Origin of the sequence: Nocardia sp. NPDC059180, assembly GCF_042754945.1 — a bacterium.
Classification (GTDB): domain Bacteria; phylum Actinomycetota; class Actinomycetes; order Mycobacteriales; family Mycobacteriaceae; genus Nocardia.
In genome coordinates, this window is record NZ_JBHZBU010000008.1 from 187,893 (window position 1) to 212,979 (window position 25,087).

A 25,087-nucleotide genomic window follows, 5' to 3' on the forward strand; every position below is an offset into this window, starting at 1 on the left:
GAAACGTGTTCTACTAGCTGTGTGCGACAAGCTGAACTCACCACCCGCGAGCGGCTACTGTCGGCCGCCGAGCGGCTGCTGCTCGAGTCGGGCTACGAGCGGGTATCGATCCGGGCGGTATGTGCTGCGGCCGAGGCGAACCCGGCCGCGGTGCACTACCACTTCGGATCGAAGGAAGCGCTGGTTGCCGCGCTGCTGCAGAGTCGGCTCGGTCCACTGTGGGAATCATCGATGGACAGCCTCGAAGGCCGTGACGCGACGGTCGCGGAATGCGTATCCGCGGTGATCGATCCGCTGGCGACGCTGGCCGAAGATCCGATCGGACGGCTACACATCCGGTTGCTGTCGCGGCTGGTACTCGGTCGGCACGATATCGGCTGGACCGCCCGCTGGTTCTCCCTCGACCCGTTCGTCGATCTACTGCGCCGACAGCATCCCGATATGCCGGATCACGAGGCACGGGGGCGCTGGATGCTCGCCTTCGATCTGATCCTCGGTCAGTTCGGCGCACCGCTCGCCGGCGACCACCTCCTGTCCCCCCGCGCGGTGACGACGCTGCATGCGTTCGTGACCGCGGGTTTGTCCGCACCAGTGGAGTCCCGATGACCACAGTTTTCAGCCCTGCCCGGCTCGGCCCCGTCACGTTGCGCAACCGGGTGATCAAGGCCGCGACATTCGAAGGCCGCACACCCGACGCGCTTGTCACCGACGACTTGATCGAGTACCACCGCGCGCCCGCGGCAGGTGGTGTCGGGATGACGACCGTGGCGTACTGTGCCGTCTCCCCGGAGGGACGCACCGACCGCCACCAGATCTGGATGCGGCCGGAAGCAGTGCCCGGCCTGCGGCGACTCACCGAGGCCATCCACGCGGAAGGCGCCGCCGCGAGCGCGCAGATCGGGCATGCGGGACCGGTGGCCAACGCCGCGTCGAACCGGCTACCCGCGCTCGCACCGGGTCGAATGTTCAGCCCCCTCGGAATGGCGCGCACCGTCCGGCCCGACGCGGCCGAACTACAGCGTGTGGTGCGTGCCTTCGCGGACGCAGCACTGACCGCCGAAGAAGCCGGATTCGACGCTGTCGAACTACATTTCGGGCACAACTATCTGATCAGTTCGTTCTTCAGCCCGCTGCTGAACCATCGACGCGACAGCTACGGCGGCAGTCTCGCCAATCGCGCACGCCTGGCTCGAGAGGTGGCCGCAGCGGTGCGCGACGCGGTCGGCGACCGGATCGCCGTACTGGCGAAACTGAGCATGGACGACGGCGTGGTCGGCGGTCTCCATCTGGAGGAGAGTTTGCAGATCGGGCGCTGGCTCGAGGAAGACGGCACCCTCGACGCGCTGGAACTGACCATCGGCAGCTCCCTGCTCAACCCGATGTACCTGTTCCACGGCGACGCCCCACGCAAGGATTTCGCGAAAGCCTTTCACGGCCCGATGAGCTGGGGAATGCGCCTGGGCGGACGCTTCTTCCTGCGCGAATATCCCTACCGCGAGGCGTACATGCTCGACCTGGCCCGCCAGTTCCGGTACGAACTGAACATGCCTCTGGTCCTGCTCGGTGGTATCACCACTGCGGAAACAATGCAGCTGGCGATGAATGAAGGGTTCGAGTTCGTCGCCATGGCCCGCGCCCTGTTGCGCCAGCCCGATCTCCTTCTCCGCATTCAGGAGAACGAACACACGCCGTCGCTGTGTACGCACTGCAACAAGTGCATGCCATCGATCTTCAGCCGCACCACCTGCGTACTCGCGCGACCCGATGAGCCGGCCCTGACCTGATCGCCCTCCGGCGTCGCAAACATCCTGCTAGTGGACGCCGTCCGAGTAGGCCTCACGAAGCCAGGTGGTGAATCGCAGCGCAGCGTGCCTACCGCCTCATCAAGAGCCGAGTGCTCTCGGCGCGATCTGGACGAACCCCACGTGCACGATCACAGCATGCCCGCACTCGGGACCGTAACTCGGACAGGACGATTCGCCAGTGCGTCAGTATCGCAGGATTGCGGAAGCCGTCGCCGCGATCGTCCGATCGGCATCGCCGGTCAGCTCGGTGAGCACCTCCCGCGCGGCAACGCCGGGGATTTCGGCGAGCGCCTGCGTGATCCGCAAACGGGTCGGCCCATCGTCTGTGTTGTCGAGCCGATCCCGCATGGCGCGGACGATATCGTCGGCCGCGTCTTCCAGCAGGCCCAGCGTTTCGGCAGCCTCGATATCGGAGCGGCCCTCGACGACCATCGCGAGCAGTGCTGGTATCGCGGCGCTGACCCGGCGGGAGCCGAGTGCCAGGGCCGCGCGGTCGCGCACCGTCACGTCCTGGTCGTCGAGCGCTCTGCGCAGCAGCGCCGTTGCTTCCGCGGTGGGCACGGCCGCGATCGCGATCGTCGCACGGCGCCGGACTTCACCCCTCGGCGAATCCAGGCCTGCGGCCAAATCCGTCAACCCTTCGCCTGCCGCTCTCGCCAACGACCATCGCAGCGCGCCTGCGACATTCAGGTCTTCCTCCGACAGCGCCGCCTCCACCAGCGCATCGATCGGCAGCGACGCCTCGTGGGTGAGCACCGCTTGTTGACGGTGGGCGCCGGATTCCGATTCGAGCGCGCGCAACAGGGTGACGATGCTCATCACCTCGCCCCACTGCGCCGGCGCGGCCGCGTCGACCTGCTCGAGTTTTCTGAGCAGCTCCTCCTCGGCGGCGATCCGTGCGCGCGTTTGCCGCATCAACTGCCCCACCAGGTCGGTGGGTGTGAAGCCGGGCTCGTCCAGCGCTCGCTTGGCTTCGCTCAGCGATAAGCCGAGGGTGCGCAGAGACTCGACATGGAAGAGGCGACGGATGTCGTCGGCGGAATACTCACGGTAGCCGCCCGCCGTGCGGACCGACGGTGTCACCAGGCCCAGTGCGTCGTAATGACGCAGCATGCGGGTACTGACGCCGGAGCGCCGCGAGACTTCACCGATCAACATTCCGTCGCCTTCCATTTATGCGTCCGGGCCCGTGGCAGCGACGCGCTTGGCCATCTCGAGCGACAGGGTGAACCCGCTGTCGGGATCGAGACGGAGCCGCTCGGTGGCTTCGGCATGAGCGCGAACCCGTGGATCGGGGTGCGCCATCGCAGCATCGAGCACCGGTGCCGCGGCCTCGTCGAGTGCCGCCAAGGCTCGGCTGAGACTTCGCTGCACCTGGTGGTCACCGCGGCCGAGGGCAGTCGCCAGATTGCCTGCGAGTTCGCCCTCCTCGCCGGGCGGAACCAGCACCGTGGCTGCCCGCCACGCGCTGAGCGCGACCTCGTCGTGCTCATCGTGCAGCAGTGCCGACACCGCAGGCCAGGCGCCCCGATCACCGATCTTGGACAAGGTGTGCAGCGCCTGACTGCGGGCTTGCACCGTGTCGGACCCGAGTTCGGCGAGCAGCCTCGGCACCGTGATCTCGGCAGGCAGCCTGCACAACGACCAGGTCAGCATGTCCCGGACGAAAAAGTCCGGTTCGACCGCGCACCGCGCAACCAAGGTCTCGGTGAGACGCGGATCGCCGCGCATGCCCGCCGAGAGCGCAGCCCGCAACCTTGCCGACGAATCGGGGCCGGCAAGAGCCTCGACGAGGCGAGCATCCACCTCATGGTTGGTTGTATTCACGACAACCACCTCCTTCGCCGACCACTCAAGTCCCTATCACAGTGTCAAGGTCAAGTCGTGAGGTCACGGAGCTCCGCGGCGCGCCGTGCACGCCGGTATCGAAACCGCCGAATGACGCATCGACATCCATATCCGCGAGGCCGCTTGACAGGCAAGCCGCCACTTGCCTATCTTCGGTCCATGGGCGATATCTTCAGGGCCCTCGCCGACCCCACACGGCGGACCATTCTCGACGAACTGACCGAGCGCGACGGGCAGACCCTGTTCGAGATATGCGTCCGGCTCACCAATCGGCATCAGTTGAACCTGACTCGACAGGCCGTATCCCAGCATCTGGCGGTGCTCGAGGATGCGGGGCTGATCACGACGCGTAAGCAAGGCCGCTACAAGTTCCATCACCTCGACACCACTCCCCTGGCCGCCATCTACGAACGGTGGCCGGCCACCAGGAAAGGACAGCCAACGTGAAGATCTACATCACCAGCGTGTTCGTCGACGACCAGAAGAAGGCGCACGACTTCTACACCGACGTCCTCGGCTTCATCACAAAGCACGACGTCGACCTCGGCGAGGCTCGCTGGTTGACGGTCGTCTCCCCCGAGGACCCAGAAGGCACCGAACTCCTGCTCGAGCCCAGCGGCCACCCCGTGGTCAAGCCGTACAAGGAAGGGCTGGTCGCCGACGGTATCCCGGCGGTCTCCTTCCAGGTTCCGGACGTCCAGGCGGAGTTTGAGCGCCTCAGTGGCCTGGGCGTGATATTCACCCAGCAGCCGATGGAGGCGGGTCCCGTCACCACCGCGGTGTTCGACGACACCTGCGGGAACTTGGTCCAGATCGTCACCCCGAGCTGAGCGCGGGTCGCTCGACGCCCGGCGATGCGGTCTATCTCGATACTCATCGGAGCCAGATGCTCATTCGTCTCGCTCAGGCCAGAACAGCCACGCGGTCAAGCCGATCAGCCCGACCACCAGAGCGCCAAGAACCGCAGCGTCGATCATGATCGCGCCTGACCAGCGTCCGGGAGCACCGCCCACCGGTACCCACGTGGATACAGCTGCATCGGCGTGATCAGTGCGGCGAGTTCGGTCACGACATGCCGCACCGAGTCGACGTGCTCGAACCCGGGCACCACAACGGCGACCGCAGAGAATTCGTAGATGTGTTGCCGGACAACCAGCCCGGCGACCAGCGGCCCGACATCCAGAATGACCGTGAACCGCAGATCGCAGCCATGCGACTGCGCCAGCGTGGACAGGTCGGCCGCCCCGCCTGGTATTCCACGGCGAATCACACCGATCGCTGCTGTGCCCCCGACCGCCATATGCACCGCCCTTATCTGTGTCGTTGGTCAGCACCCGCCGCCAGGGAGTCATCGGAGCTTCAGCCAGATCTCAACCGGGCGGCGGGGCTGAAAAGCACGCTACGAGTGCTCAGTTCACGGCCGACAGGAAATTGCGCCATATTGCGCTCGATTTCGGCGCGGCGTATCGACGGAAAGCTGAAGATGGATGCTCACGCACATCACGGGAGGAACCATGAAGCTCGAACGACTCGGCGGCGACAGCACCGATGGACAGAGTCCCACTTTGTTCCGCAGTGATCGCAGGACTTATGTCGTGCAGGGATGGAGCACCGACTCCCCCGACACCATCGAAATTCCGCATCGGCTGATCCGTCACTTGGAGCCGCGAACCTGCCTCGGCGCGTTGCTTCGCGACACCGGCCATGGCACATTCATGCTCACCGGCGATCCGGTCACCGATACCGAGGCGCTGGAGCAGATTCGGCTGCCCGAGCACGAATCCGCAGTGGAGGTGACAATCGGGACGGAGCGGAGACGAGATGCGGCACCTATCATTCGATGACCTCGCCCATGCCTTCCGTCACCACCGCCGGGCGTTCCATCTGGAGGTGCGCGACGACTACAGCGGAGTAGCCGGGGAATCGGACCGCGTGCGGCGCTTCCTCGCCGGGGAACCACAAGATCCGAAGGCGAGCGCAAGTTGGCACACGCTCATGCGAGAAGTGACCGCGGCGGGCTGCGCGGTGCAGCGAGTCCGACTGATCGCCGAACCACCTGGCGAATACGCTCGATTCTCGCTCGCCACTACCGCCGCCAATCTCGAAGTGGGCGAGGAGATCCGATGGTTGCCACGCCAGCACGCGCCGCCCGATCTACCCGATGACGACTGGTGGCTCTTCGATGACGATATGGCCGCCTACACCGTGTTCACGGGCGACGGTGCGGCATTGCCCGGCTGGGTGACGACCACCGATCCGGCGATAGTCGCGCACTACGCACGTCGGCGAGACGACCTGTGGGGCAAAGCCATCCCACATACCGCATACCCGACGTGACCAATGTAGGGGAAGCGCGCCGTGATCTCGGAGCCCGCCTGCGTGGGCTACGGGTCGCGGCGCGCCTGCGTGGCTATCAACTCGCCGAGCAGGCCGGTTGGCATCCGGCGAAGGTTTCCCGCATCGAGAACGGCGCCCAGTCGACATCAGAGGACGACCTCGCGGTCTGGTGCCGCATAACGGGAGCCGATGATGAATATCCGGACCTTCTGGCCACGGTGCGCAATATCTCCGCCGCCTGGGTCGAGTGGCGACGTATCGTCGGGCACGGCTACACCAGCCACCAACGCCAGATCAACGGAATCGAAGAACGGACCGAACTCCTGCGCGGGTATGACCCGCAAGTCTTCCACGGTTTGCTACAGACTGCCGACTATGCCCGCGCGCTCATGGCGGCCGGCATGGCATTCCTCAAAACCAGCCGCGACCTCGATCAGGCCGTGGCCGCACGAATGGAACGCCAACGGGTCCTCCACAAGGGTCGCCACCGCATCTATCTACTGATCGGCGAACAGGCGCTACGAACCACGGTCGGCTCCGACGAGGTGATGGCCGCTCAGCTGCATCATGTGCTCACTCTGATGGACCTACCCCGCCTGGTATTCGGCATCGTCCCCGCCGATAGTGCGTTCTTCCGTCGTACCACCGACTTCGTGCTCTACGACCGGCGGAAGGTACTTGTGGAGACCATCACCGCCGAGACCGCCATTACCCAACCCCGTGAGATCGCCCTCTACGAGAAGGTATTCACGGCCCTGACCGAACAGGCCGTGCACGGTGGCGCCGCTCGAGCGCTGATAGCCGCCGAACTGGAACGGCGCGAAAACGGTTCGTGACGGCGGCGGACAGGTCTGCCGGGTTGGCGCGGGTGACGTTTCAGCATCACCGGAATGAACCGGCCCCTGTTGCGTGTTATGCCTAGTGCCGCTACTGTAGGCGTGTCTCCATCTTGTGGACGCAGGTGACGTCCCCTCCCACAAGAGCCTCAGATTCACCACGGCGGCCTTCCGCGCACCACGACGTGATCGGCCAACAGGATTCCAGCCACATCGCGCGTAAACGCATTCAGCCGTCATTCGCAGCACGCGACATCGACGCGGCTCTACATTCTCACATCACTTCGCAGGAGAAACACCATGCAAGACAACACTATCCAACTCCAAGACAATACAACCGAAGAGCCCGGTTCGACCTCGGTCACCGGCATCCTCGACATCACCGACAAGCACGCCACGTTGCAAGTCGACGGCTACACTCCCGGCCCTCGCGACGCCCATGTACCGGCGCGGTTGATCCGCGAATACGGTCTGCGCCGTGGCGATGCCGTCACCGGCGCGGTCGGACCCAAGCGCGAGGACGTCAAGCTCACGCCGCTGGTTCGCGTCGACAGTGTCAACGGACTGCCGCCTGGCAATGCCGCAGCACGACCACACTTCTCGGACTTGGTCCCCATCTACCCACAGGATCGCCTACGACTGGAGACCGAGCGGCATGAAATGACCACTCGCGTCACTGATCTGGTGATGCCGATCGGTAAAGGTCAGCGCGCGCTGATCGTCGCGCCGCCCAAGGCGGGCAAGACATCCGTGCTGCAATCCGTGGCACATGGCATCGCCAAGAATCATCCGGAATGCCAGCTGATGCTGGTGCTGGTCGGGGAACGCCCAGAAGAGGTGACCGACCTGTCTCGTGCGGTGCCTGCAGAGGTTGCCGCCGCGACCTTCGATCAACCTGCCCGCGAGCACATCGCGCTCGCCGAACTGGCGATCGAACATGCCAAACGGCTGGTCGAGATGGGTCGTGACGTGGTCGTATTGCTGGACTCGCTCACCCGCCTTGCTCGCGCCTACAACCTTGCCGCCACCGGGTCCGGTCGTATCCTTTCCGGTGGCGTCGATGCCGGGGCGCTCGCACCGCCGAAGAGATTTCTCGGCGCCGCCCGCAATATCGAGAACGGCGGCTCGCTCACCATCATCGCCACTGCCCTGGTCGAAACCGGTTCGGTTGCCGACACCGTGATCTTCGAGGAATACAAGGGGACCGGAAACGCCGAGCTCAAGCTCGATCGAAAGCTCGCCGACCGTCGTCTGTTCCCCGCGATCGACATCGACCGATCCAGCACACGAAAGGAGGAATTGCTGCTGTCCACTGATGAGCTCGTCGCGACACGATCGCTTCGCAATACCCTCTCGGGCCGCGACTCCCAGCAATCCCTCGAGCTGCTACTCACCGGCCTCGTCCAAACCGACTCCAACCACGAGTTCCTGACCCAGATCCGCACCGCCGGCTGATACCGGTAGCCCAATCGGTTAGGACAGGATTCCTCCACGCAGCCGCCGCTCAGGCAGGTTGCCGCCGAAACTCGTGCCGCGACTCCGGGAGAGTCTGCAAGAGCTCTACAAGCCGCTGCGGCAGTGGTTGTTTCCCGAACTCGTGGTCCCGGAACGCATAGACGATATGGCCCCGGGTGACGAGTTCCTGGCCGCGGGTGAATTCATAGCCCAAGGTGTAAGAACTGGTGCCGACACGGTCGAGCACCACCTGAAGATCGAGCATGTCGAATACCCGCACCATCCGCAGGTAGTCGGCCCCGGTGCTCACACCGACAGCCAACCCACCGAGATCCTCCGATTGCTCTCCCCCACGTATCCCGTTGGCGAACAACCACGACGTGTACGCCCGCTCCATCCACCGAAAATACGTCGCGAAATACACGATCCCCGCGGCGTCACAGTCACCGTAGGAGATCTGAAAACTCAGGTTGCTACTGCTCGACTCCACGGGCGATCCCTTCCACGACGAGGACACAGCTGACCCAGCTGCCCACCCCCCATGACACCTGTCCCCCACCCGCCCCGAGTCCCCGCCTCCCGGTGAATGGGAGGCGGGCGACGATCAGCGATCCGGGTGGCGATCGCCGAATACGACGCCGGGAGGCTTGGGGGCCTCGCAGCACGCGCGGCTGTCGGCTAGCCCTGCCCCTCCAGTTTCTCGGCGAGCCCGGCGATGAACGACCGGACCTTGGCGGTGTCGGCGTCGGGCAGCGAGAACACCACTTCCGCCACGCCGATATCGCGCCAATGGTTCAGCTTCTCGCGGTCTGGCTCGTCGGCGAGAACGACTACCCGCGGGTCGCCGGTTCGGCCTGCATCGCGCCACATCTTCTCCAGCCGGCGCACCCCGGCGTCGATATTCTGCTCGATGGGTGTGGTGATCCAGCCATCGGCCGAGCGCACGATCCAGGCGAAGGTCTTCTCGGTGCCGCCTGCACCGACCAGGATCGGTGGACGTGGCTGCTGCACAGGCTTCGGCCAGGCCCAGCTCGGCCCGAACCGGACGTACTCGCCTTCGTAGGCTGCTTCGTCCTCGGTCCACAGCGCGCCCATGGCTTCGAGGTATTCGCGCAGCACGGTGCGCCGTTTGTTCGGTGGCACACCGTGATCGGCGAGTTCTTCGAGGTTCCAGCCGTAGCCGACGCCGAAGACGACCCGACCACCGGACATATGGTCAAGCGTCGCAATGGTTTTGGCGAGGGCTATGGGGTCGTGTTCGAGGGGAAGGGCGACCGAGGTTCCGAGCCCGATCCGGGTGGTGACGGCGGCCGCCGCGCCGAGCGCTACCCATGGGTCGAGTGTGCGCATGTAGCGGTCGTCGGGCAGGGTCTCGTCGCCCGTGGCCGGGTGGTCGGAGGTCCTGGCCACCGGGATGTGGGTGTGCTCGGGGACGTAGAAGGTATCGAAACCGTTGTCCTCGGCCGATTTCGCGGCGTCGGCCGGGAAGATTCCGCGGTCACTGGTGAACAGCGACAGACCGAACTTCATGGTGCTCCTACCGATAGTCGAGGGGTGCCGGGATCAGTCGATGACCGCGTCGGAGAACACCGGTGGATCACCGAGGAACGGCCGATGCGACGGCGGACGTTGCCCTTCGGTGTCCTGCACGCCGAGTTCCTGCGCGATCTCTGCACCGACGAGCACCTGCCCGCTGCGCTTCATCAACTCGGGGTCGCGGGTGAGGGCGTCGATGACGCGGCCGGTGAACTCCGGCGATTCGGCGGTCGCCGCCAACCCCTCATAGGCGCCCGGGTCCGCCGCGAATCCGGCAAGCGTGCGCTCGGTTTTGAGCAGACCCATCCATATCGAGACGACCGCGACATTGTGGGGACGGAAGTCGACCGCCATATCGTGGGCCATTTTGTCCACCGCGGCCTTGCCCGCACCGTACGCGGGGCCGTGCATGTAGCAGGTGCCGCCGAACGACGAGGTGTTCACCACCAGCCCTGACCCGTTGGCCACCAGCAGCGGCGCCGCGTAATAGCTGGAGACATAACTGGAGCGCATGCCGACATCCAGCAGGTCGAGCAGCGTCAGCGGCTTCTCCCAGAACGGGCCCTTATCGGTCAGCCCATCGGGAATCGTCAGGGCGTTGTTGACCAGGATGTCGAGGCGCCCGTGCTCATCTCGCAGCCGAGCGAAGAAGGCCTCGACCTGCGCGTCGTCACTGTGGTCGAGCACCACCGGGACGCCGCGTCCGCCGCGCCGGGTGATCTCCTCGGCCGTCGCGAACACCGTGCCGGGTAGCGGTGCATCGCCCTCGGTCCGCGTCCTACCGGTGACGTACACCGTGGCCCCGGTCTCCCCCAACGCCAACGCGATGCCCTTCCCCGCGCCGCGACTCGCTCCGGTGACCACAACGATCCGTTCCGAACCCACAGTCCACTCCATCCGCCGCCGGACACCGCACCCGAAGGTGCGGCCTAGATCCGATTACTGAACCGGTTTCCCCGGATGCCGCGTGCGCCATGTCCCGGTGGACGGGAGACGACCTTCGGCCATGAAAGATGCGAACAGCTACGCGACGGTGAGCGTCAGCGTGTCAGTGCGCATCTGGCTCCTCGCCGGATCTCTGTCGTGCGGATGCCGAGGTGCGCGCCATGCGGATGGCAGTGACTACGCCGAGGAGTCCTGCGAGCAGTGGAATGAGCAGTGCGACCTGCAGAGCGATGGGTCGTGCGTCGGTGTTGATGCGGATGATCTCGTCCTCGATCGCCGCGGGCTGGTCGACGACTAGTTGTTCGAGGTGGGTGTTGCTCATGACTTCTGCGTCGTCTTCGAGTACCTGCGCCACTTGCTGCTGTTCGGCGGGCGGGAGCACGGTGCTCGATTGCGCCATGGTGGTGAAGGTGATGGACAACGTCGCCAGCATGATGGCGCCGGCGAACGCCAGCCCGAAGGACAACCCGAAGGACCCCGCCGCCGAATTCACGCCTGCGGCTTCACTGATCCGCTCCTCCTCGATCGGGGCCAGCGTGTAGTTGTTGAGTTGAGATACCAACAGCCCCAATCCTGATCCCGCCACCACGAGTGGGATCACCAGCCCCCAGCCGAACTGCGCCAGCGGCACGATCGGGATCAGCGCCGCGATCCCTATCGTCAAGAGCACGAATCCCCAGCGGATGATGCTGCTGGGGCGTCGATCTCCTGCTTTTTTGCCCGCGAGAACCGCCACTGCGAACATACTCAGCGAGAGCGGGGCGAGGGACAGCCCTGCCTGCATCGCGTTGTACTCGAGCACCATCTGCAAGTAGATCGGCAGCGCGATCATGATGCCGCCGAGGGCGATCTGCTGGAGCATCTGCCCGGAGATACCGAGCCTGAAGGCCTTGGAGCGGAACAGATCCGGGTCCAGCAGGCCGGGTTTGCCCGCGCGTTTGCGCCGCACGAGCCAGTAGGCGAGGCCGGCCAGGGCAAGCGCACCGAGCGCCATGAGTGCTCCGACCGATTCGCCGCCCTCCTGCCACACCAGGATTCCCAGCACGATTCCGCCCATGCCGAGAACGGACAGGGCAGCGCCCACCGCGTCGACACCTCGAGGTCCGGCGTAGGGCACATCGCGCACGAGCCGGATGCCGGACAGCACGATCGCGATGACGACGACCTCGAGGACGAAACCGACCCGCCAGGACAGGAAGGTGGTGATGAAACCTCCGAGCAGTGGTCCCACGGCAGCGGCGATTGCCGCGGCCGCCCCGACCATGGCGTAGACCTTCTGCTGCGCCGCGCCCTCGAAGTTGCCGTGGATGAGGGACTGCATGGCGGGCAACAACAGGGACGCGCCGATCCCACCGAGCAGGGCCCAGAAGATGATGATCGCGAACAGACTCTGCGCGACTGCCATCGCCGACGCCCCGACCGCGTAACCGAGCAGGCCGAGCACGTAGGCGCGTTTGCGACCGATGAGATCACCGACCTTGCCGCCGATCAGGATGAACGCGGCGGAGACCAGCGCCTCGAGCGCTATCGCGCCCTGGACGCCGCTCACGGTGGTGTCGAGATCGCGAACCACCGACGAGATCGACACATTCATCAGCGAGGTATCGACGACGAGCACGAACATTGCCATCGCCAGCAGCAGCGCGAGCACGCGTTTCTGGCCCACCACCCGCTGTGCGGGATCGTTGGTCGTCGGTTCCTCGGTCATCGGCCGGCCCGTGACATCACGACCACCTCCTGGGCGCATACCCGCCCAGTTACGGCCTCCTGCCCGGGGCGGACGGTTCGTCGGACGGCAGTGTGCGACGAACCGGCGCTCGTCCATCGTCTGTCCCGCAACTGAGACAGATCAACACACGAAACGACAACGGCTCCGCTCAGGGTCACGGGTTGATATCGACGCTGGGTTGATTCAGGAGTTCCGACCGCCGGAAGAGCCGGATTTCGGCGTCCGCCGGCAACGGCTCGGGCTCTTTCTCACCCGTAGCGGGTGAGCCTAGGACCCACACGAAAATCCTAGACTCGACAAGCGGAGGTAATCCGGGCCGGCGTGCACGTCAGCGCTGGTCAGGACCGACGCACCCCACATGCTGGATTGCCGCTTCGAAGGATGGTCACCCCATGTTGGATTCTTTCTGGGAACTGCTGTGGTACACGCTGATCATTTTCGCGTTCGTCGCCTACCTGATTCTCTTGTTCCATGTCATCGCGGACCTTTTCCGTGATCGCGGCATGTCCGGAATCGTCAAGACCGTATGGATCATCTTCTTGATCCTGCTGCCATACATCTCGGTGTTCGTCTACATCATCGCCCGCGGTCGCGGCATGGCCGAACGGCAGATGGAAGCACAGGCCGAGGCCAAGGAGGCGACAGACCGTTACATCCAGCAGGTGGCCGGGAAGTCGTCTGCCGATCAGATCGCGGACGCGAAGGCCATGCTCGACGCGGGCACCATCACCCAGGCCGAGTTCGACATCCTCAAAGCGAAAGCGCTGAGCTGACGCCGATATCGCGACAGTCGCGGTGAACCACCGAGGTCAGGAGTCGTCGTGCCCAAGTTGGAGTTGAAGAGAACGTCCGCGCTCTCCCGCGACGAAGTGTCGCAGCGGCTGATCGCACTCGGGCAGGCCCTGGCAGGCGGCTCGGAGGTCGAACTCGGCTCGGAGGGCGACACGCTCTCGATCGACGTCGCCGACCAGGTGCGGTGGGAGCTAGAGATCGAGGTCGACGGTGATGAGACCGAGATCGAGATCGAAATCAGCTGGCGCGATGGCCCGTCCGGCGCCGACAGCCCGGCCGAATCCGAGACGCCGGTTCGCGCCAAACCCGCCCGCCAGGCACGCCCGCGCAAGACCACCGCGAAGTGATCGTCGAGTGCGCTCCCGCTGTGCCCTTTCACGCGTTCGGCCGACGACGTCGCGAGCCGCGCCGGTGATGTCGTCGACCTGAATTCCGCTTGTTCAGCGAGGTACGGGAATGACACCCGACCGTGGGTACGAACCGGGAGAACCCGCGAACAGCCGCTCGCGCTGGTTGGCTCGGGCGGCTTTTCTGGCTGCGTTCTGCTCGGCTGCGGTACTGGTGGCGGTCGCCGGGCTGCACACCCTGATGGTGCTGATACTGATCGCCGGTGCGCTCACGGTGGGGATCGCCGCCGCGTTCTGGTTCCTCACCAGCCGCGGCGCGCTCCGGTGGATATCGCTGGGCGTGATGGTGCTGACGCCGGTGGTCGTCATCACCGTTCTTGTTCGCGTACATCTGATGTGGGCGGTGCTGCTCGCGCTCGGGCTGGCGGTGCTCGCCGTGGCCTGCGCTCGGACCGCACTGGACGACGACCGGGGGAAAGCGATCGCGCCCGAACAGCCGCAGCCACCACCTCGGCGGGCCTTCCTGGTGATGAATCCGCGCTCGGGCGGAGGGAAGGTTGGGCAGTTCGATCTGAAGCAGCGAGCCGAAGCGCTCGGCGCCGAGGTGGTCATGCTCGAAGGGCCCGGGACGGTCGATATCGACGCGGTGGCCCGGAATGCGGTGGCACAGGGCGCCGACCTGCTGGGCGTGGCAGGCGGTGACGGGACGCAGGCCCTGGTCGCGGGTATCGCCGCCGAGCACGATCTGCCGTTCCTGGTGATCAGCGCCGGGACCCGCAATCACTTCGCCGCGGATCTCGGTCTGGACCTCGCCGATCCGTCCCGATGCCTGGACGCGCTCACCGATGGCACCGAGCTGCGTGTCGACCTGGGGACGGTCAACGGGCGCACCTTTGTCAACAATGCTTCCTTCGGCGTCTACGCCCAGGTGGTGCAGAGCCCGGCGTACCGGCAGGACAAGGCCCGAACGATTCTGCAGATGCTGCCCGACATGCTCGACGGTCGCATCGGTATACAGCTGGTCGCCCACACGGGCGGGGCCACGATCGTCGAACCGCAGGCAGTGCTGGTGAGCAACGGGCCCTATGAAACCCATGACCTGGCGGGCCTCGGACATCGGGCACGGTTGGATCGCGGCATGCTCGGCGTGGTGACGATAACGGTGAGCAGCGCACGACAAGCGGTCGGCCTCTTGCGGCGCGCACATCAGCGCGGCCTGACCCAGGGCACGGGCCTCGAGGTCCTCATCGATGCCGACGCTCCCGAAATCCCGGTCGGGGTCGACGGCGAGGCGCTGATGCTCACGACACCTGTCCGGTGCACCATCACACCTGAGGCGCTGCGCGTGCGGGTGCCTCGCCATCGCCCCGGAGTCCGTCCGGCGAAGCGACCGGTGGACTGGGTACGGCTGCGGCAGTTGGCGTTGTCCTCGGCGAAGCGTGAGCGGCGCCGATGATGTCGTCGGGGTGCGACTGCCATCGACAACCGGACGAGCCCGGCCGAGAGGAGCTGTGATGGACACCGGTCCGCAGTCACTGCTGCACCGCCCGTTGTTCTCGCGCAGGATGCCGCTGGACCGTGACAATGCGGCCAGCCGCATCAGCGCCTATATCTACGGCAATGTGCTGGTGCTCGCGGCGCTGGTGCCGGTCGTCACGGCGGAGAAGTATGTGGGAATCCTGGTGGTCCTCGGGGCGACAGCGTCCACCTTCGTCGCGCATTCCTTCGCCGAAGCAGTCGGGCGCAGTGTGCGTCGGCACGGTGCGCTCACCATGTCCGAAAAGATTCACGAACTGCGCAATTCGGTCCCGATTCTCAGTTCCGCGGTACTTCCCTGCGTCATTCTCGCGACCGGATGGTTCGGATGGCTGGAGCCGAGGACCGCGCAGATCGTCGCGGAACTGGCTGTCCTGCTCCGCATCGGGGGCATCATGTTCGTCATCGGCCGGCTCAACGGTGAGCGTCCTACCCGAGCGACGATGTACGGCGCTGTCCTGCTGGCGGTGATCGCTGCGACCGTGGTGGTCGTCAAGGTCCTACTCACCCATTGAGATTGCGCCCCGGACGGCCGCGCCGAGCATTCCGGCGAACGTGACCGGATCTCCTGTCCAGCCGTCGGCGTACACCGGCGCCCACGAGCCGTCCGACCATTGCACCCAACTCTGTGGCTCGGGCTCCTCGGCCATCGCCAGGTGCAATCGGGCGGCGCGCAGGCGGATACACGTATCGAAGCTGCATCCGATGCGTTCGTGAATGCCGACTATGCCGCGGGCGTGCCGGTCGGTGAGGTAGAGCGGGGCCTCATGGCAGCGTTCGTAGGTGGGGTCGGTGAGCCGGTGTGTCATGTCGGGGGCGGAGCGGTCGAGCGGTCCTAGCTCGTCCACTGACCACCACCTGCCGGGTCGCGCTCACTATGGGAACTGTGTGTAGCCGAGGTCGGCATGTCGTAACGGCCTCTCCCGCAAGGACAAAGAGCGCGCGTCCGAGCGTTTGTCGTCGAGAAACTCACGAACAGGGCGGCGGGCGCGAGCGATGGCATACTGAGGTCCATCGGTCCGCGGAGCCGAGTGCGGTCCCGGTGCGGGTGCCGCGGCACTACTTCGACTGGCGTTCGCTAGATAGTAGCTGACAGCTCATTGAGCCGTGTGCGCAATCGCGAATTCGGCACACAGCCCCCCTTCGACGCGCTGGCCCAGCCAATCCGGTAGCGCGACCGACAGCGCATGAGCGGACAGAACGCCAGATAGAGTGTGTATTTACGCGTCACATCGAGAGATCGGTGTGCAGATAGCGCCGACAAGGGCGCCCATCTCGATCACCCGATCAGCATTGATAGCTATAGGATTGCGGTCGGATACGCGACCTGCCTTGCGTAGCTGTGCAGCTGTCCCGCGTAGTCAAGCCGACCGCTCGACCTTCACCTTCAAGTTCTTCATGATCGGCTGATCGCTCTGGGTGCTGAAATCCCCTATCGCGCACAGCACATTCATTTCTGGCATGTAACCGGCGGCGCAGCCCGGTGGAATGTCGTACGGGATAACCTTGTACTTGTGCAGTGATCGAGTGCTGCCGTCGCGGGCGATGCTGGTGATGTCGACCTCGTCGAACTGCCGCAGACCGCGTTCGCGCATATCGTCGGCGTTCATGAATATCAACGTGCGCAGGTTCTTCACGCCGCGGTAGCGGTCGTTGTCGGAGTAGATGGTGGTGTTCCACTGATCGTGGGAGCGCATTGTCGCGAGGGTCAATGTGCCCGGTTCGTGGGTCAGGTCGGGTAGCGCGGCGGCGGAGAATTCGGCGCGGCCGGAGGGGGTGCGGAAGACCAGTTCGCGTGCGGGCTGGCGGATTCGGAAGCCGAGAGGTAGCCGGACGCGGCGGTTGAAGTCCTCGAAACCGTCGAGCACCTGGGCCATGGTGTCGCGGATTCGGTCGTAGTCTTCGACGTAGTACTCCCAGGGTGTCGCGCTGGCGGGCAATGCGGCACGGGCGATCCCGGCGATGATCGCGGGTTCGGACAGCAGGTGTGGTGAGGCGGGCTTCTTCATGCCTTTGGACAGGTGCACCATGCTCATCGAGTCCTCCACCGAGGTTTCCTGGAGACCCCCGCGCTGCTCGTCTTTCTCGGTGCGGCCCAGACACGGCAGGATCACCGCGCGCTTGCCGTGCACGAGATGGCTGCGGTTGAGTTTCGTGCTGACCTGCACCGTCAGCTCACATTTCCGCAGCGCTTCGAAGGTGTAGGCGGTGTCGGGTGCGGCGATGGCGAAATTCCCACCCATCCCGACGAACACCTTCACCCTTCCCGCCTGCATCCCATCGATCGCCGACACGGTGTCGAGCCCGTGGGCCCGTGGCGGATCGATCCCGCACACCTGCGCCAGCCGATCCAGGAACGCGGCGGTGGGGCGATGGTCGATACCGCAGGTTCGGTTGCCCTGGACATTGCTGTGCCCGCGCACCGGCGACGGGCCCGCCCCCTCCCGACCCAGATTGCCGCGCAGCAACAGCAGATTCACGATTTCGCGGACTGTGTCGACGCCGTGCTCATGCTGAGTCACGCCCAGGCACCAGCTGACGATACTGCGGTCGGCATCGCAGTACACCCGCGCCGCTTTCCGGATATCGGCGACCTCGACCCCGGACTGGCGTTCGATATCGGTCCACGATGTCGCCGCGCAGATCGCGCGGTAGTCCTCGAAGCCTGCGGTGTAGCGGTCGATGAATTCGATGTCGAGCGCTTTGGGATTCGAACGTGCGTCCTCCAGAACGGCTTTCGCCATACCACGCAGCAGCGCCATATCACCGCCGATACGTGGCTGCAGATTCAGCGAACTGGTCGGGGTGGCGCGGAAGGTGGCCATCTGCAGGAAATCGTGCGGAATGATCGCGCGGCGCGCGGCCGCCTCGACCAGCGGGTTGATGTGCACGATCTCGGCGCCACGCTTATGCGCCTCCACCAGCGCGGTCAACATCCGCGGCGCATTGGATGCCGCGTTGACGCCGAGGATGAACAGCGCGTCGGTGGTTTCCCAATCCTCGAGGTCGACGGTCCCCTTGCCGGTACCGAGCGCGGCCTGGAGCGCGCGGCCACTCGCCTCATGGCACATGTTCGAGCAGTCCGGCAAATTGTTAGTGCCCAGTTCGCGAGCCAGCAGCTGGTACAGGAACGTCGGTTCGTTGCCGAGCCTGCCGGAAGTGTAGAAGGCGGCCTGATTCGGGTCGTCGAGCTCACGCAATGTGCGCCCGATCAGCTCGAACGCCTCCTGCCAGCTGATCGGGACATAGCGGTCGGTGGCGGGGTCGTAGCTCATCGGCTCGGTCAGCCTGCCCTGGTTCTCCAGGTCGAATTCGCTCCACCTCGACAGTTCGGTCACCGTGTGTGCGGCGAAGAACTCGCGGTCGACGCGCTTGTGCGTCATTTCCCAGGCGACATGCTTGATGCCGTTCTCGCAGATATCGAGATGCAGGCCCTTCATATCGTCGGGCCAGGCGCAGCCGGGACAGTCGAAGCCGCCGTCTTCGTGATTCATCTTCAGGATCGCGCGCGGCCCCGTGATGCCCTCGCCCTCACGCGCCAGGAATCGGGTCACGCTCTTGGCGGCGCCCCACCCGGCGGCCGGATGGTGGTACGGGCGGAACCCGGGCTCGGCATGGTTGTCGCGGCCTGCGCTCGGGCCCTCGTCCGGATCGAACTCTGCGTGCCCACTTTCAGCCATGACATATCCCTTCGACGGTTCGACACCGGCTGTCACGCGTTCGAGCATGGCGAAGCTGCTGAGGCCCTCAGATCCTCAGACCACGATCCTCGTCTCGACCCTGCGTGGCAACAACAGCGACACACGGTCGAATGCGGACACCGGTAGCGTCCGGCCGTCCGCCCGTGAGATCGCGGCGACGGCCACCAGTCTTCTCGACCGTTGCCGGGACTGTCCAAGACGAACTTCCGACCGTCCGATAGGCCGCGCTTATCACGCCCGGCAGGGGCGACAAATCACGCCGGCGCACCCATTTCCGCAGGTTGACCGGCCACGCCGTACTCATGCACCCTTGTCACCCGGCCCACAAGGCACACGCGTCGCGACCGGGCGCCACTTGTTGTCATCGCACCCCGCGACCGAGGTTCGGAGGACCCTTGCCCACCACGCGACTACGGCCGCGTCCGCTGATCCGGCAGATCACGACCGAGATCGATCACCTGCCCGCCGCCCGCGTCTTCGCCGGGCTGGCGATTCCCGGGCTGGTGCTGATCGCCCTCGGTCGGACCGATCTGCTCATCTATGCGGTATTCGGGTCCTTCACCGGCATGTACGGGTTCGCGGAGTCGTCGCGGCAGCGGCTGATCCACCAGCTCGAAGCAGCGGTACTGCTGGTCGGTGGGGTCGGTGCGGGAATCGTGCTGGCCCGCATCCATGCGCCCTCGTGGGTGCTGGTGGTCGCGGTGGCGATCTTCGCGGCGGTCTGGTCGCCGATCACCGACCGGCTCGGGTTGCGTCCGGAAGGCCCGTTCTTCGGAATCTTCGCCTTCGGCGCGATCGCGATGGTCGCGGGCACCCAGGCCCACCCGGTGCCCGCGTTCCTGATCAGTGCCGGGACGGCCGGGTTGTGTGTGGCGGTCGGGTATCTCGACGCGATCCGCCATCCCCGCCACGGCGAGACGGTGGCGACCGCACCGCACCGGACCGGCACCGCATCGCTGGTGCAGGCGAGCCGATATGCGGCAGCCATCGCGGTGGCGGGCGGGATCGGGCTGCTGCTCGGTGTCGGCCATGCGAATTGGGCGATGGCCGGGGCCGCGGTGCCGCTGGTGGCGGCCGACCGCAAGGGTGGGATCAAGCGTGGAGCCCACCGGGTCGTCGGCACCTTCGCCGGCCTCGCGGTCACCGCTCCCCTGCTGCTGCCGGGGCCGAGCCCGACCGTGCTCGCGCTGGCGATCATCGCGTTGCTGTATCCCACGGAGCTGTTCATGGCCCGCCACTACGCGGTGGCATTGGGCTTCTTCACACCGCTGATCATGCTCATGACCGAGCTTGCGGACCCGGCCGACCCCATGACGATGCTCAGCGACCGTGCCATAGACACACTCATCGGGGTCGCAGTCGGGGTCGCGGTGGCGCTGCTGATCCACGAACCCGCCGCCACACCGCCCGCCGTCGAGCAGGCGGTGTGCGAATTCGCGCATACTGGCGCCATGACTTCCGACAACGATGCCTGGTACTACTGCCTCGAGCACCATCGCGCGGAGCAGGGCAAGAACTGCTGGGTCGGTGACCGGATGGGGCCATATCCCGACCAGGCGACGGCCGAGAAAGCACTGGAGATCGCGCAGGCCCGCAATCGCATCGCCGATGCACAGGACGAGGACTGAAGAACCACAGCACTGACGGCGTGGTCGAATAGCTCATGCTGTTTCGCCAGCTCGAGTACTTCGTCGCGCTCGCGCGGGAACGTCATTTCGCCCGCGCGGCCCAGGCGTGTTACGTCTCCCAGCCCGCGCTGTCAGAGGCGATCCGCAAGCTCGAACGCGAGTTGGAAGTACCCCTGGTCCGCCGCGGACGCAGCTTCGAGGGCCTGACCCCCGAAGGCGAGCGGCTGGTGCTGTGGGCGCGCCGCATCCTCGCCGACCGCGACGCACTCGAGCACGAGGTCACCGCACTGCGCACCGGCCTGACCGGCGAACTGCGAATCGGGGTTATTCCCGCCGCGTCCGGCACCGTCGCCCTGCTGACCGACCCGTTCTGCACCGAACACCCGCTGGTGCGGGTGCGACTCGAGACCAGCCTGCGCTCGCCGGATATCGTCGAACGCATCCGCCGGTTCGAACTCGACGCCGGGATCGTGTATCTGCAGGGCATCGATACCTGCGAGCTCACCATCACTCCGCTGTACGAGGAGCGGCATGTCCTGCTCGCGGGTACGGAGCTGCTCGCCGGACGGTCGGAGACCATCAGCTGGGCTGACGCCATGGAAATGCCGATGTGCCTGCTGCACAAGGGGATGCACGGCCGTCAGCTCATCGATGACGCCCTCGCCACCCGTGGACTCACCGCCACACCGCAGCTCGACAGCGATTCGGTGGTGGCCATGGTGGCGCACGCGGGTACCGGACGCTGGGCCTGCGTCGTCCCGCAGCCCTGGCTACACACGCTGCGCCCGCCGGCGGGGGTTCGGGTGCTGCGGCTCGACGACCCGCCGGTCACCGCGCAGATCGTTCTCCTCACCCAGGCCGGCGAGCCCGGCTCGGTGCTCACCCGGGCACTCACCGCGACCGCGCGGGCCGCCGGAATCGACGACGCGCTCCGCCGAACGCCAACTCCTGGATCAGACTGATCGGCCGCTGAGCCGGTGCCGACAGCAATCGCGCATCGGACGGTCATCGACAGCGCGATATACGTAGTGCGGCACCCGCTGCCCGTACCAAAGCGGTCGACGGCGGCCGAATCAGCTACATCGCGGCAACCGATCGGTACAGTGAACCCGCATGAGCACCCGGCTCCTGCATTCCGCTGTCAGTCGACTCATCGGCTCGGTCATCGCAGGCCTGCTGATCGGGGTGCCCGTCGGCATGCTCACCGAGTGGCCGCTCGGGGTGATCGCCGGCATCGCCGCGGCGGACACCATTTTCGTCGTCATCGGCTGGCTCGTCCTGTGGCCGATGGACGCCGAGCAGACGAAGGCGAACGCGCGACGCGAGGATTTCCGGCCGGTCATCGAAGAACTCTCCGTGGTCACCGCGGCGTCGAGTGCGCTCATCGGCATCGTGGTGATCCTGGTCCTCGGCGACACCGGAGCGCGAAAAGCGGCCGCCGCCGTCGCCCTCGGCGGCGTCTTCATGGCCTGGGCCGCGCTGCATCTCATGTACGCCGCGCGCTATGCCTACCTCTTCTACGACTCCCCCAAGGGCGGTATCGATTTCAACTCCGATGAGGCGCCCGCCTACCGCGACTTCTTCTACTTCAGCTACAACCTCGGCATGACCTACCAGGTCTCCGACACCGATGTCTCCGACCGTCGCATACGGGCCATCGCCCTACGCCACAATCTGCTCTCCTACGCCTTCGGCACCGTCATCCTCGCGACGACGATCAACCTCGTCATGGGAATCGCTACCGGCTGACCTGGTCGGACCGCGGTGCCGGTTCGGTGTCGGTCACCGGGGCGAATCGGCGTTCCAGTTCGGCGCCTTCGACATCGAGATCGGGCACATACCGGCCGAACCAGCGTGGGTGATACCAGATGCGGTTGCCGATGAGTGCCATGAAGGCGGGTATCAGCGTCAGCCGGACGATGAAGGCATCCAGCAGCACGCCGACGGCAAGGGTGAACGCCAGCGGTTTGACGATCGGGTTGTCGACAGTGGCGAAAGCGGCGAAGACCGCGAACATGATCAGCGCGGCGGCGGTGACCACGCGGGCCGCGTGGGCGACGCCGTTGCGCACCGACTCCCTGGCATCGCCGGTGCGCGTGTGTTCCTCTTTGATCCGGGAGACGACGAAGATCTGGTAGTCACTGGACAGCCCGAAGATGATGGCCAGGGCGATGATCGGCAGGAAGCTCAGCGTCGGCGCGGTGGTCACATCGAAAATCCCGGAACCCCAACCCCATTGGAAAACCGCCACCTGTGCACCGAGGGCAGCGAAGACCGAGAGAATGAAGCCGGCGATCGACGACAGCGGAACCAGCACGGTGCGGAACGCGATCGTCAGCAAGACCAGCGCGAGGCCGACCACCACCGCGAGGAAGACAGGCAAGGCATCCGCCAGTCGGTCCGAGGTATCGATATTGGCGGCCGTGGTGCCGCCGACCAAGTACGTAGCGCCGGTGCCGCTTTCGATGCTGTCGCGATCCTCGCGCAGCGAGTTCACCAGATCTTTGGTCGCGGGATCATCGGGCCCGGTCTTCGGAACGACCTGGATCAGCAGGATTCCGTTTCCGCTGCCAGCGGGCTGCACGGCGGCGACATTCGGTTCCTGCTGCATCCGGCCCATCAGCGTTTGCGCGGCATCCGGGCTGGTTGCCTGCGACAGGTCGGCCACCACCATCAGCGGGCCACTGAAACCGGGACCGAAGGATTGGCCGACCAGGTCGTAAGCCTTATGGGCTGTGCTCGACTCCGGCTGGGTGGCACCGCTGGGCAGCCCGAGTTCCATCCGCGTGGCCGGAATCGCCAGGGTGAGAAGCACCCCGATTCCCAGGACCAGTAGCGGGATCCGAAACCGGGTGACGAATCGTCCCCAGGCATGGCCGAAGGTACGTTCCGGCTGGTACGCGGCGGTGCGTGCGACCTCCTCTGCCTTCCCCGGACGCAGCGGTGTGGAGATGAACTTCGCGACCGTGTCGCCCGCGAATCCGAGCAGCGCGGGCAGCAGTGTCAGGGCGACGAGCATCGCGATCAGTACCGCTCCCGCGGCGGTCAGGCCCATCACCGTGAGGAAAGGTATGCCCGCGACCGCCAGCCCGCACAATGCGATGATCACCGTGACTCCAGCGAAGACCACCGAACTCCCCGCGGTGCCGACCGCGAGGGGTATCGACTCGGCGGCGGACATGCCGAGCACGATCTGGCTTCGATGCCGCGAGAGCACGAACAGCGCGTAATCGATACCGCAGGACAAGCCGAGCATCAGTGCCAGCGACGTCGCCGCAGAGGGCACATCGACGAACGCGGCGATACCGAGTATTCCGGTCAGCCCGATGCCGACACCCACCAGTGCGGTGGCGATCGGTAAACCCGCGGCGACCACTGCCCCGAACGTGATCAGCAGAACGATGAATGCCGCGATGACACCGATGACCTCCGGCATGTGTGGGATCTCGGCCGTGAATCCCGGATAGACCCCGCCCGCGAACTCCACGTCGAGTCCGGCCGCGCGTGCCGGTTCCGCGATCTGATCCACCTGGTCGAGGGTCTGCTCGGTGACTTCTCCCGCCGGCACCGAGAACTGCACACTGCCGAGCGCGACCTTCTGATCCGGTGATACCGCCTGCGACTGGAACGGATCGACGACCGCGGCGACCTGCGACAGCCCCTGTAGCCCGGCCATGACCTGCTCGATCTCGCCACTCACCTGAGGGTCGGTGACCTGCGCCATCCCTGGTGCGGCGAAGACGACCTGCATCTGCGCGCCGCTGAACGCGGGCATCCGCTCTTGCAGCAATGTGACGGCGTCCTGCGATTCCGTCCCCGGAACCGTGAAGTTGTCATTCGTTTTACCGCCGGTGCCGAGACCGAAGCCGATCGCGCAGGCCAGCAGCGCAATCCACACTGCCAGCACCCACCATCGGCGACGGGCTACCGCCTGACCGAGAGCGAACAGATATCGAGACATGCGTGCCTTCTCACCGAACCACCCATCGAGATTTCGACGAAGGGACCGCGCGCACCGCCGTCCCGATACTACGTCGGGTCACCGCTCGGTCAAAGCCGATCGACCACAAGGGATGCACGGTAGTCGTCCTTGGCGATCTGACCGGTGGAGATCGGCCGCGGTGTCAGGTCGATGAGTTCGATCTCGTAGTCCGCGACACGGACGGTTCGGGGACGGTCGGGACCGCCGTTGCTGTGCAGTTCGTACCGAGCGGCATCGCCACCGCCGGTGGCTGCCGAGACGACGACGATCGCGTCGCCTGCCCACACGCACTGGACGTCGGTCGGGCAGCGGCTGTCGTCGCGCACCTCGTGGAACGTCACCCGGATCCGGTCATCGTCGATATGGCCGGTCGCGCCCGGCGCGAGCGTGAATTGCTGCCCGAGCGCGGCGGTCACCGACAAGGGAGGTTCCTCACCCTTTGTCTCGCCGCACCCGGTCAAGGCGGGCAGCCCGATCAGCAGCAACGAGCAGCCGATGACGCCCGCTCGACGGTATCGGGCACGTCGGCGGTCGGGCACTCCGGATCGATTCACCCTGCCTCCCGCCGATCGGCTACTCACCTGAGTCCCACGATCCCACGCATCCAGCG

The 25,087-nt window shown here is 65.7% G+C and carries 25 protein-coding genes and 1 pseudogene; 15 read left to right on the forward strand and 11 right to left on the reverse strand.

Translation table 11 applies throughout. From position 1 onward, the window contains the following. Positions 1-21 precede the first annotated feature (21 nt). Both ACFXNW_RS23690 and ACFXNW_RS23695 read left to right on the forward strand, forming a co-directional pair. Entirely contained in the window at positions 22-606 is a 585-nt protein-coding gene (locus ACFXNW_RS23690; RefSeq protein WP_379419953.1) for a TetR/AcrR family transcriptional regulator, read from the forward strand. Further along, complete coding sequence (locus ACFXNW_RS23695) at positions 603-1,784, forward strand: NADH:flavin oxidoreductase (protein WP_379419954.1); 1,182 nt, start codon at positions 603-605, stop codon at positions 1,782-1,784. The genes ACFXNW_RS23690 and ACFXNW_RS23695 overlap by 4 nt, the downstream gene beginning before the upstream one ends. A 204-nt stretch (positions 1,785-1,988) precedes the next feature. On the opposite strand, the gene ACFXNW_RS23700 is transcribed toward ACFXNW_RS23695, so the two are convergent. Both ACFXNW_RS23700 and ACFXNW_RS23705 read right to left on the reverse strand, forming a co-directional pair. Next, positions 1,989-2,963, reverse strand: a complete 975-nt coding sequence (locus ACFXNW_RS23700; protein ID WP_379419955.1) for a MerR family transcriptional regulator — start codon at positions 2,961-2,963, stop codon at positions 1,989-1,991. A gap of 15 nt (positions 2,964-2,978) precedes the next feature. Next, positions 2,979-3,641, reverse strand: a complete 663-nt coding sequence (locus ACFXNW_RS23705) for a HEAT repeat domain-containing protein (RefSeq protein ID WP_379419956.1) — start codon at positions 3,639-3,641, stop codon at positions 2,979-2,981. 171 nt (positions 3,642-3,812) lie between these two features. Here ACFXNW_RS23705 and ACFXNW_RS23710 point away from each other — a divergent pair, with 171 nt between their 5' ends. Further along, positions 3,813-4,100: an ArsR/SmtB family transcription factor gene (locus tag ACFXNW_RS23710; protein WP_379419957.1), complete on the forward strand. Its 288-nt coding sequence runs from the start codon at positions 3,813-3,815 to the stop codon at positions 4,098-4,100. Beyond that, the gene (locus ACFXNW_RS23715; RefSeq protein WP_379419958.1) at positions 4,097-4,483 is read left to right on the forward strand and encodes a VOC family protein; all 387 of its coding nucleotides are present in this window, start codon (positions 4,097-4,099) and stop codon (positions 4,481-4,483) included. The genes ACFXNW_RS23710 and ACFXNW_RS23715 overlap by 4 nt, the downstream gene beginning before the upstream one ends. A gap of 143 nt (positions 4,484-4,626) precedes the next feature. Here the strand turns inward: ACFXNW_RS23715 and ACFXNW_RS23720 are convergent, their stop codons facing one another. Beyond that, entirely contained in the window at positions 4,627-4,953 is a 327-nt protein-coding gene (locus tag ACFXNW_RS23720; RefSeq protein WP_379419959.1) for a hypothetical protein, read from the reverse strand. A gap of 214 nt (positions 4,954-5,167) precedes the next feature. On the opposite strand from ACFXNW_RS23720, the gene ACFXNW_RS23725 reads away from it, so the two are divergent. The 4 genes and pseudogenes from ACFXNW_RS23725 to ACFXNW_RS23740 form a co-directional block, all read left to right on the forward strand. Then, a complete protein-coding gene (locus tag ACFXNW_RS23725) occupies positions 5,168-5,497 on the forward strand; it encodes a hypothetical protein (protein WP_379419960.1) in 330 nt (109 codons plus the stop codon). Continuing rightward, positions 5,475-5,990 (forward strand): DUF6879 family protein, encoded by a 516-nt coding sequence (locus ACFXNW_RS23730; RefSeq protein WP_379419961.1) that lies wholly within the window; start codon positions 5,475-5,477, stop codon positions 5,988-5,990. The genes ACFXNW_RS23725 and ACFXNW_RS23730 overlap by 23 nt, the downstream gene beginning before the upstream one ends. Then, entirely contained in the window at positions 5,987-6,826 is an 840-nt protein-coding gene (locus ACFXNW_RS23735) for a helix-turn-helix domain-containing protein (RefSeq protein WP_379419962.1), read from the forward strand. The genes ACFXNW_RS23730 and ACFXNW_RS23735 overlap by 4 nt, the downstream gene beginning before the upstream one ends. A 285-nt stretch (positions 6,827-7,111) precedes the next feature. Continuing rightward, a pseudogene (locus tag ACFXNW_RS23740) lies at positions 7,112-8,281 on the forward strand (transcription termination factor Rho, short form); the annotation flags it as partial. A gap of 49 nt (positions 8,282-8,330) precedes the next feature. Here ACFXNW_RS23740 and ACFXNW_RS23745 read toward each other — a convergent pair. From ACFXNW_RS23745 to ACFXNW_RS23760, 4 genes are all read right to left on the reverse strand, one after another. Then, a complete protein-coding gene (locus tag ACFXNW_RS23745; protein WP_379419963.1) occupies positions 8,331-8,771 on the reverse strand; it encodes an acyl-CoA thioesterase in 441 nt (146 codons plus the stop codon). A 188-nt stretch (positions 8,772-8,959) separates the two neighbouring features. Next, complete coding sequence (locus tag ACFXNW_RS23750; RefSeq protein ID WP_379419964.1) at positions 8,960-9,811, reverse strand: LLM class F420-dependent oxidoreductase; 852 nt, start codon at positions 9,809-9,811, stop codon at positions 8,960-8,962. Positions 9,812-9,844: 33 nt separating this feature from the next. Further along, on the reverse strand, positions 9,845-10,714 hold the full coding sequence (locus ACFXNW_RS23755; RefSeq protein ID WP_379419966.1) for an SDR family NAD(P)-dependent oxidoreductase: 870 nt from the start codon (positions 10,712-10,714) through the stop codon (positions 9,845-9,847). A gap of 151 nt (positions 10,715-10,865) precedes the next feature. Then, on the reverse strand, positions 10,866-12,470 hold the full coding sequence (locus ACFXNW_RS23760; protein WP_379419967.1) for an MFS transporter: 1,605 nt from the start codon (positions 12,468-12,470) through the stop codon (positions 10,866-10,868). 413 nt (positions 12,471-12,883) lie between these two features. Between ACFXNW_RS23760 and ACFXNW_RS23765 the strand changes: the two genes are divergently transcribed. The 4 genes from ACFXNW_RS23765 (at position 12,884) to ACFXNW_RS23780 (ending at position 15,681) form a co-directional block, all read left to right on the forward strand. Further along, positions 12,884-13,264, forward strand: a complete 381-nt coding sequence (locus ACFXNW_RS23765; RefSeq protein ID WP_379419968.1) for an SHOCT domain-containing protein — start codon at positions 12,884-12,886, stop codon at positions 13,262-13,264. A 48-nt stretch (positions 13,265-13,312) separates the two neighbouring features. Further along, entirely contained in the window at positions 13,313-13,630 is a 318-nt protein-coding gene (locus ACFXNW_RS23770) for an amphi-Trp domain-containing protein (RefSeq protein WP_379419969.1), read from the forward strand. 109 nt (positions 13,631-13,739) lie between these two features. Further along, positions 13,740-15,086, forward strand: coding sequence for a diacylglycerol/lipid kinase family protein (locus ACFXNW_RS23775; protein ID WP_379419970.1), 1,347 nt, complete (start codon positions 13,740-13,742; stop codon positions 15,084-15,086). Positions 15,087-15,144: 58 nt separating this feature from the next. Then, the gene (locus tag ACFXNW_RS23780; RefSeq protein WP_379419971.1) at positions 15,145-15,681 is read left to right on the forward strand and encodes a hypothetical protein; all 537 of its coding nucleotides are present in this window, start codon (positions 15,145-15,147) and stop codon (positions 15,679-15,681) included. Here ACFXNW_RS23780 and ACFXNW_RS23785 read toward each other — a convergent pair. Continuing rightward, a complete protein-coding gene (locus ACFXNW_RS23785) occupies positions 15,667-16,014 on the reverse strand; it encodes a hypothetical protein (RefSeq protein WP_379419972.1) in 348 nt (115 codons plus the stop codon). The genes ACFXNW_RS23780 and ACFXNW_RS23785 overlap by 15 nt on opposite strands. 513 nt (positions 16,015-16,527) lie before the next feature. Continuing rightward, the gene (locus ACFXNW_RS23790; protein WP_379419973.1) at positions 16,528-18,846 is read right to left on the reverse strand and encodes an FdhF/YdeP family oxidoreductase; all 2,319 of its coding nucleotides are present in this window, start codon (positions 18,844-18,846) and stop codon (positions 16,528-16,530) included. 416 nt (positions 18,847-19,262) lie between these two features. Here ACFXNW_RS23790 and ACFXNW_RS23795 point away from each other — a divergent pair, with 416 nt between their 5' ends. The 3 genes from ACFXNW_RS23795 to ACFXNW_RS23805 all read left to right on the forward strand — a co-directional run bounded on the left by ACFXNW_RS23795 (position 19,263) and on the right by ACFXNW_RS23805 (position 22,244). Beyond that, the gene (locus ACFXNW_RS23795; protein ID WP_379419974.1) at positions 19,263-20,495 is read left to right on the forward strand and encodes an FUSC family protein; all 1,233 of its coding nucleotides are present in this window, start codon (positions 19,263-19,265) and stop codon (positions 20,493-20,495) included. A gap of 35 nt (positions 20,496-20,530) precedes the next feature. Then, complete coding sequence (locus tag ACFXNW_RS23800; protein ID WP_379419975.1) at positions 20,531-21,457, forward strand: LysR family transcriptional regulator; 927 nt, start codon at positions 20,531-20,533, stop codon at positions 21,455-21,457. A 151-nt stretch (positions 21,458-21,608) separates the two neighbouring features. Beyond that, positions 21,609-22,244, forward strand: a complete 636-nt coding sequence (locus ACFXNW_RS23805) for a DUF1345 domain-containing protein (protein ID WP_379419976.1) — start codon at positions 21,609-21,611, stop codon at positions 22,242-22,244. Here the strand turns inward: ACFXNW_RS23805 and ACFXNW_RS23810 are convergent. Together ACFXNW_RS23810 and ACFXNW_RS23815 are read right to left on the reverse strand one after the other, a co-directional pair. Continuing rightward, positions 22,234-24,456, reverse strand: coding sequence for an MMPL family transporter (locus ACFXNW_RS23810; RefSeq protein ID WP_379419977.1), 2,223 nt, complete (start codon positions 24,454-24,456; stop codon positions 22,234-22,236). The two genes, ACFXNW_RS23805 and ACFXNW_RS23810, sit on opposite strands and share 11 nt — an antisense overlap. Positions 24,457-24,545: 89 nt before the next feature. Further along, the gene (locus tag ACFXNW_RS23815) at positions 24,546-25,031 is read right to left on the reverse strand and encodes a hypothetical protein (protein ID WP_379419979.1); all 486 of its coding nucleotides are present in this window, start codon (positions 25,029-25,031) and stop codon (positions 24,546-24,548) included. Positions 25,032-25,087: the final 56 nt, after the last annotated feature.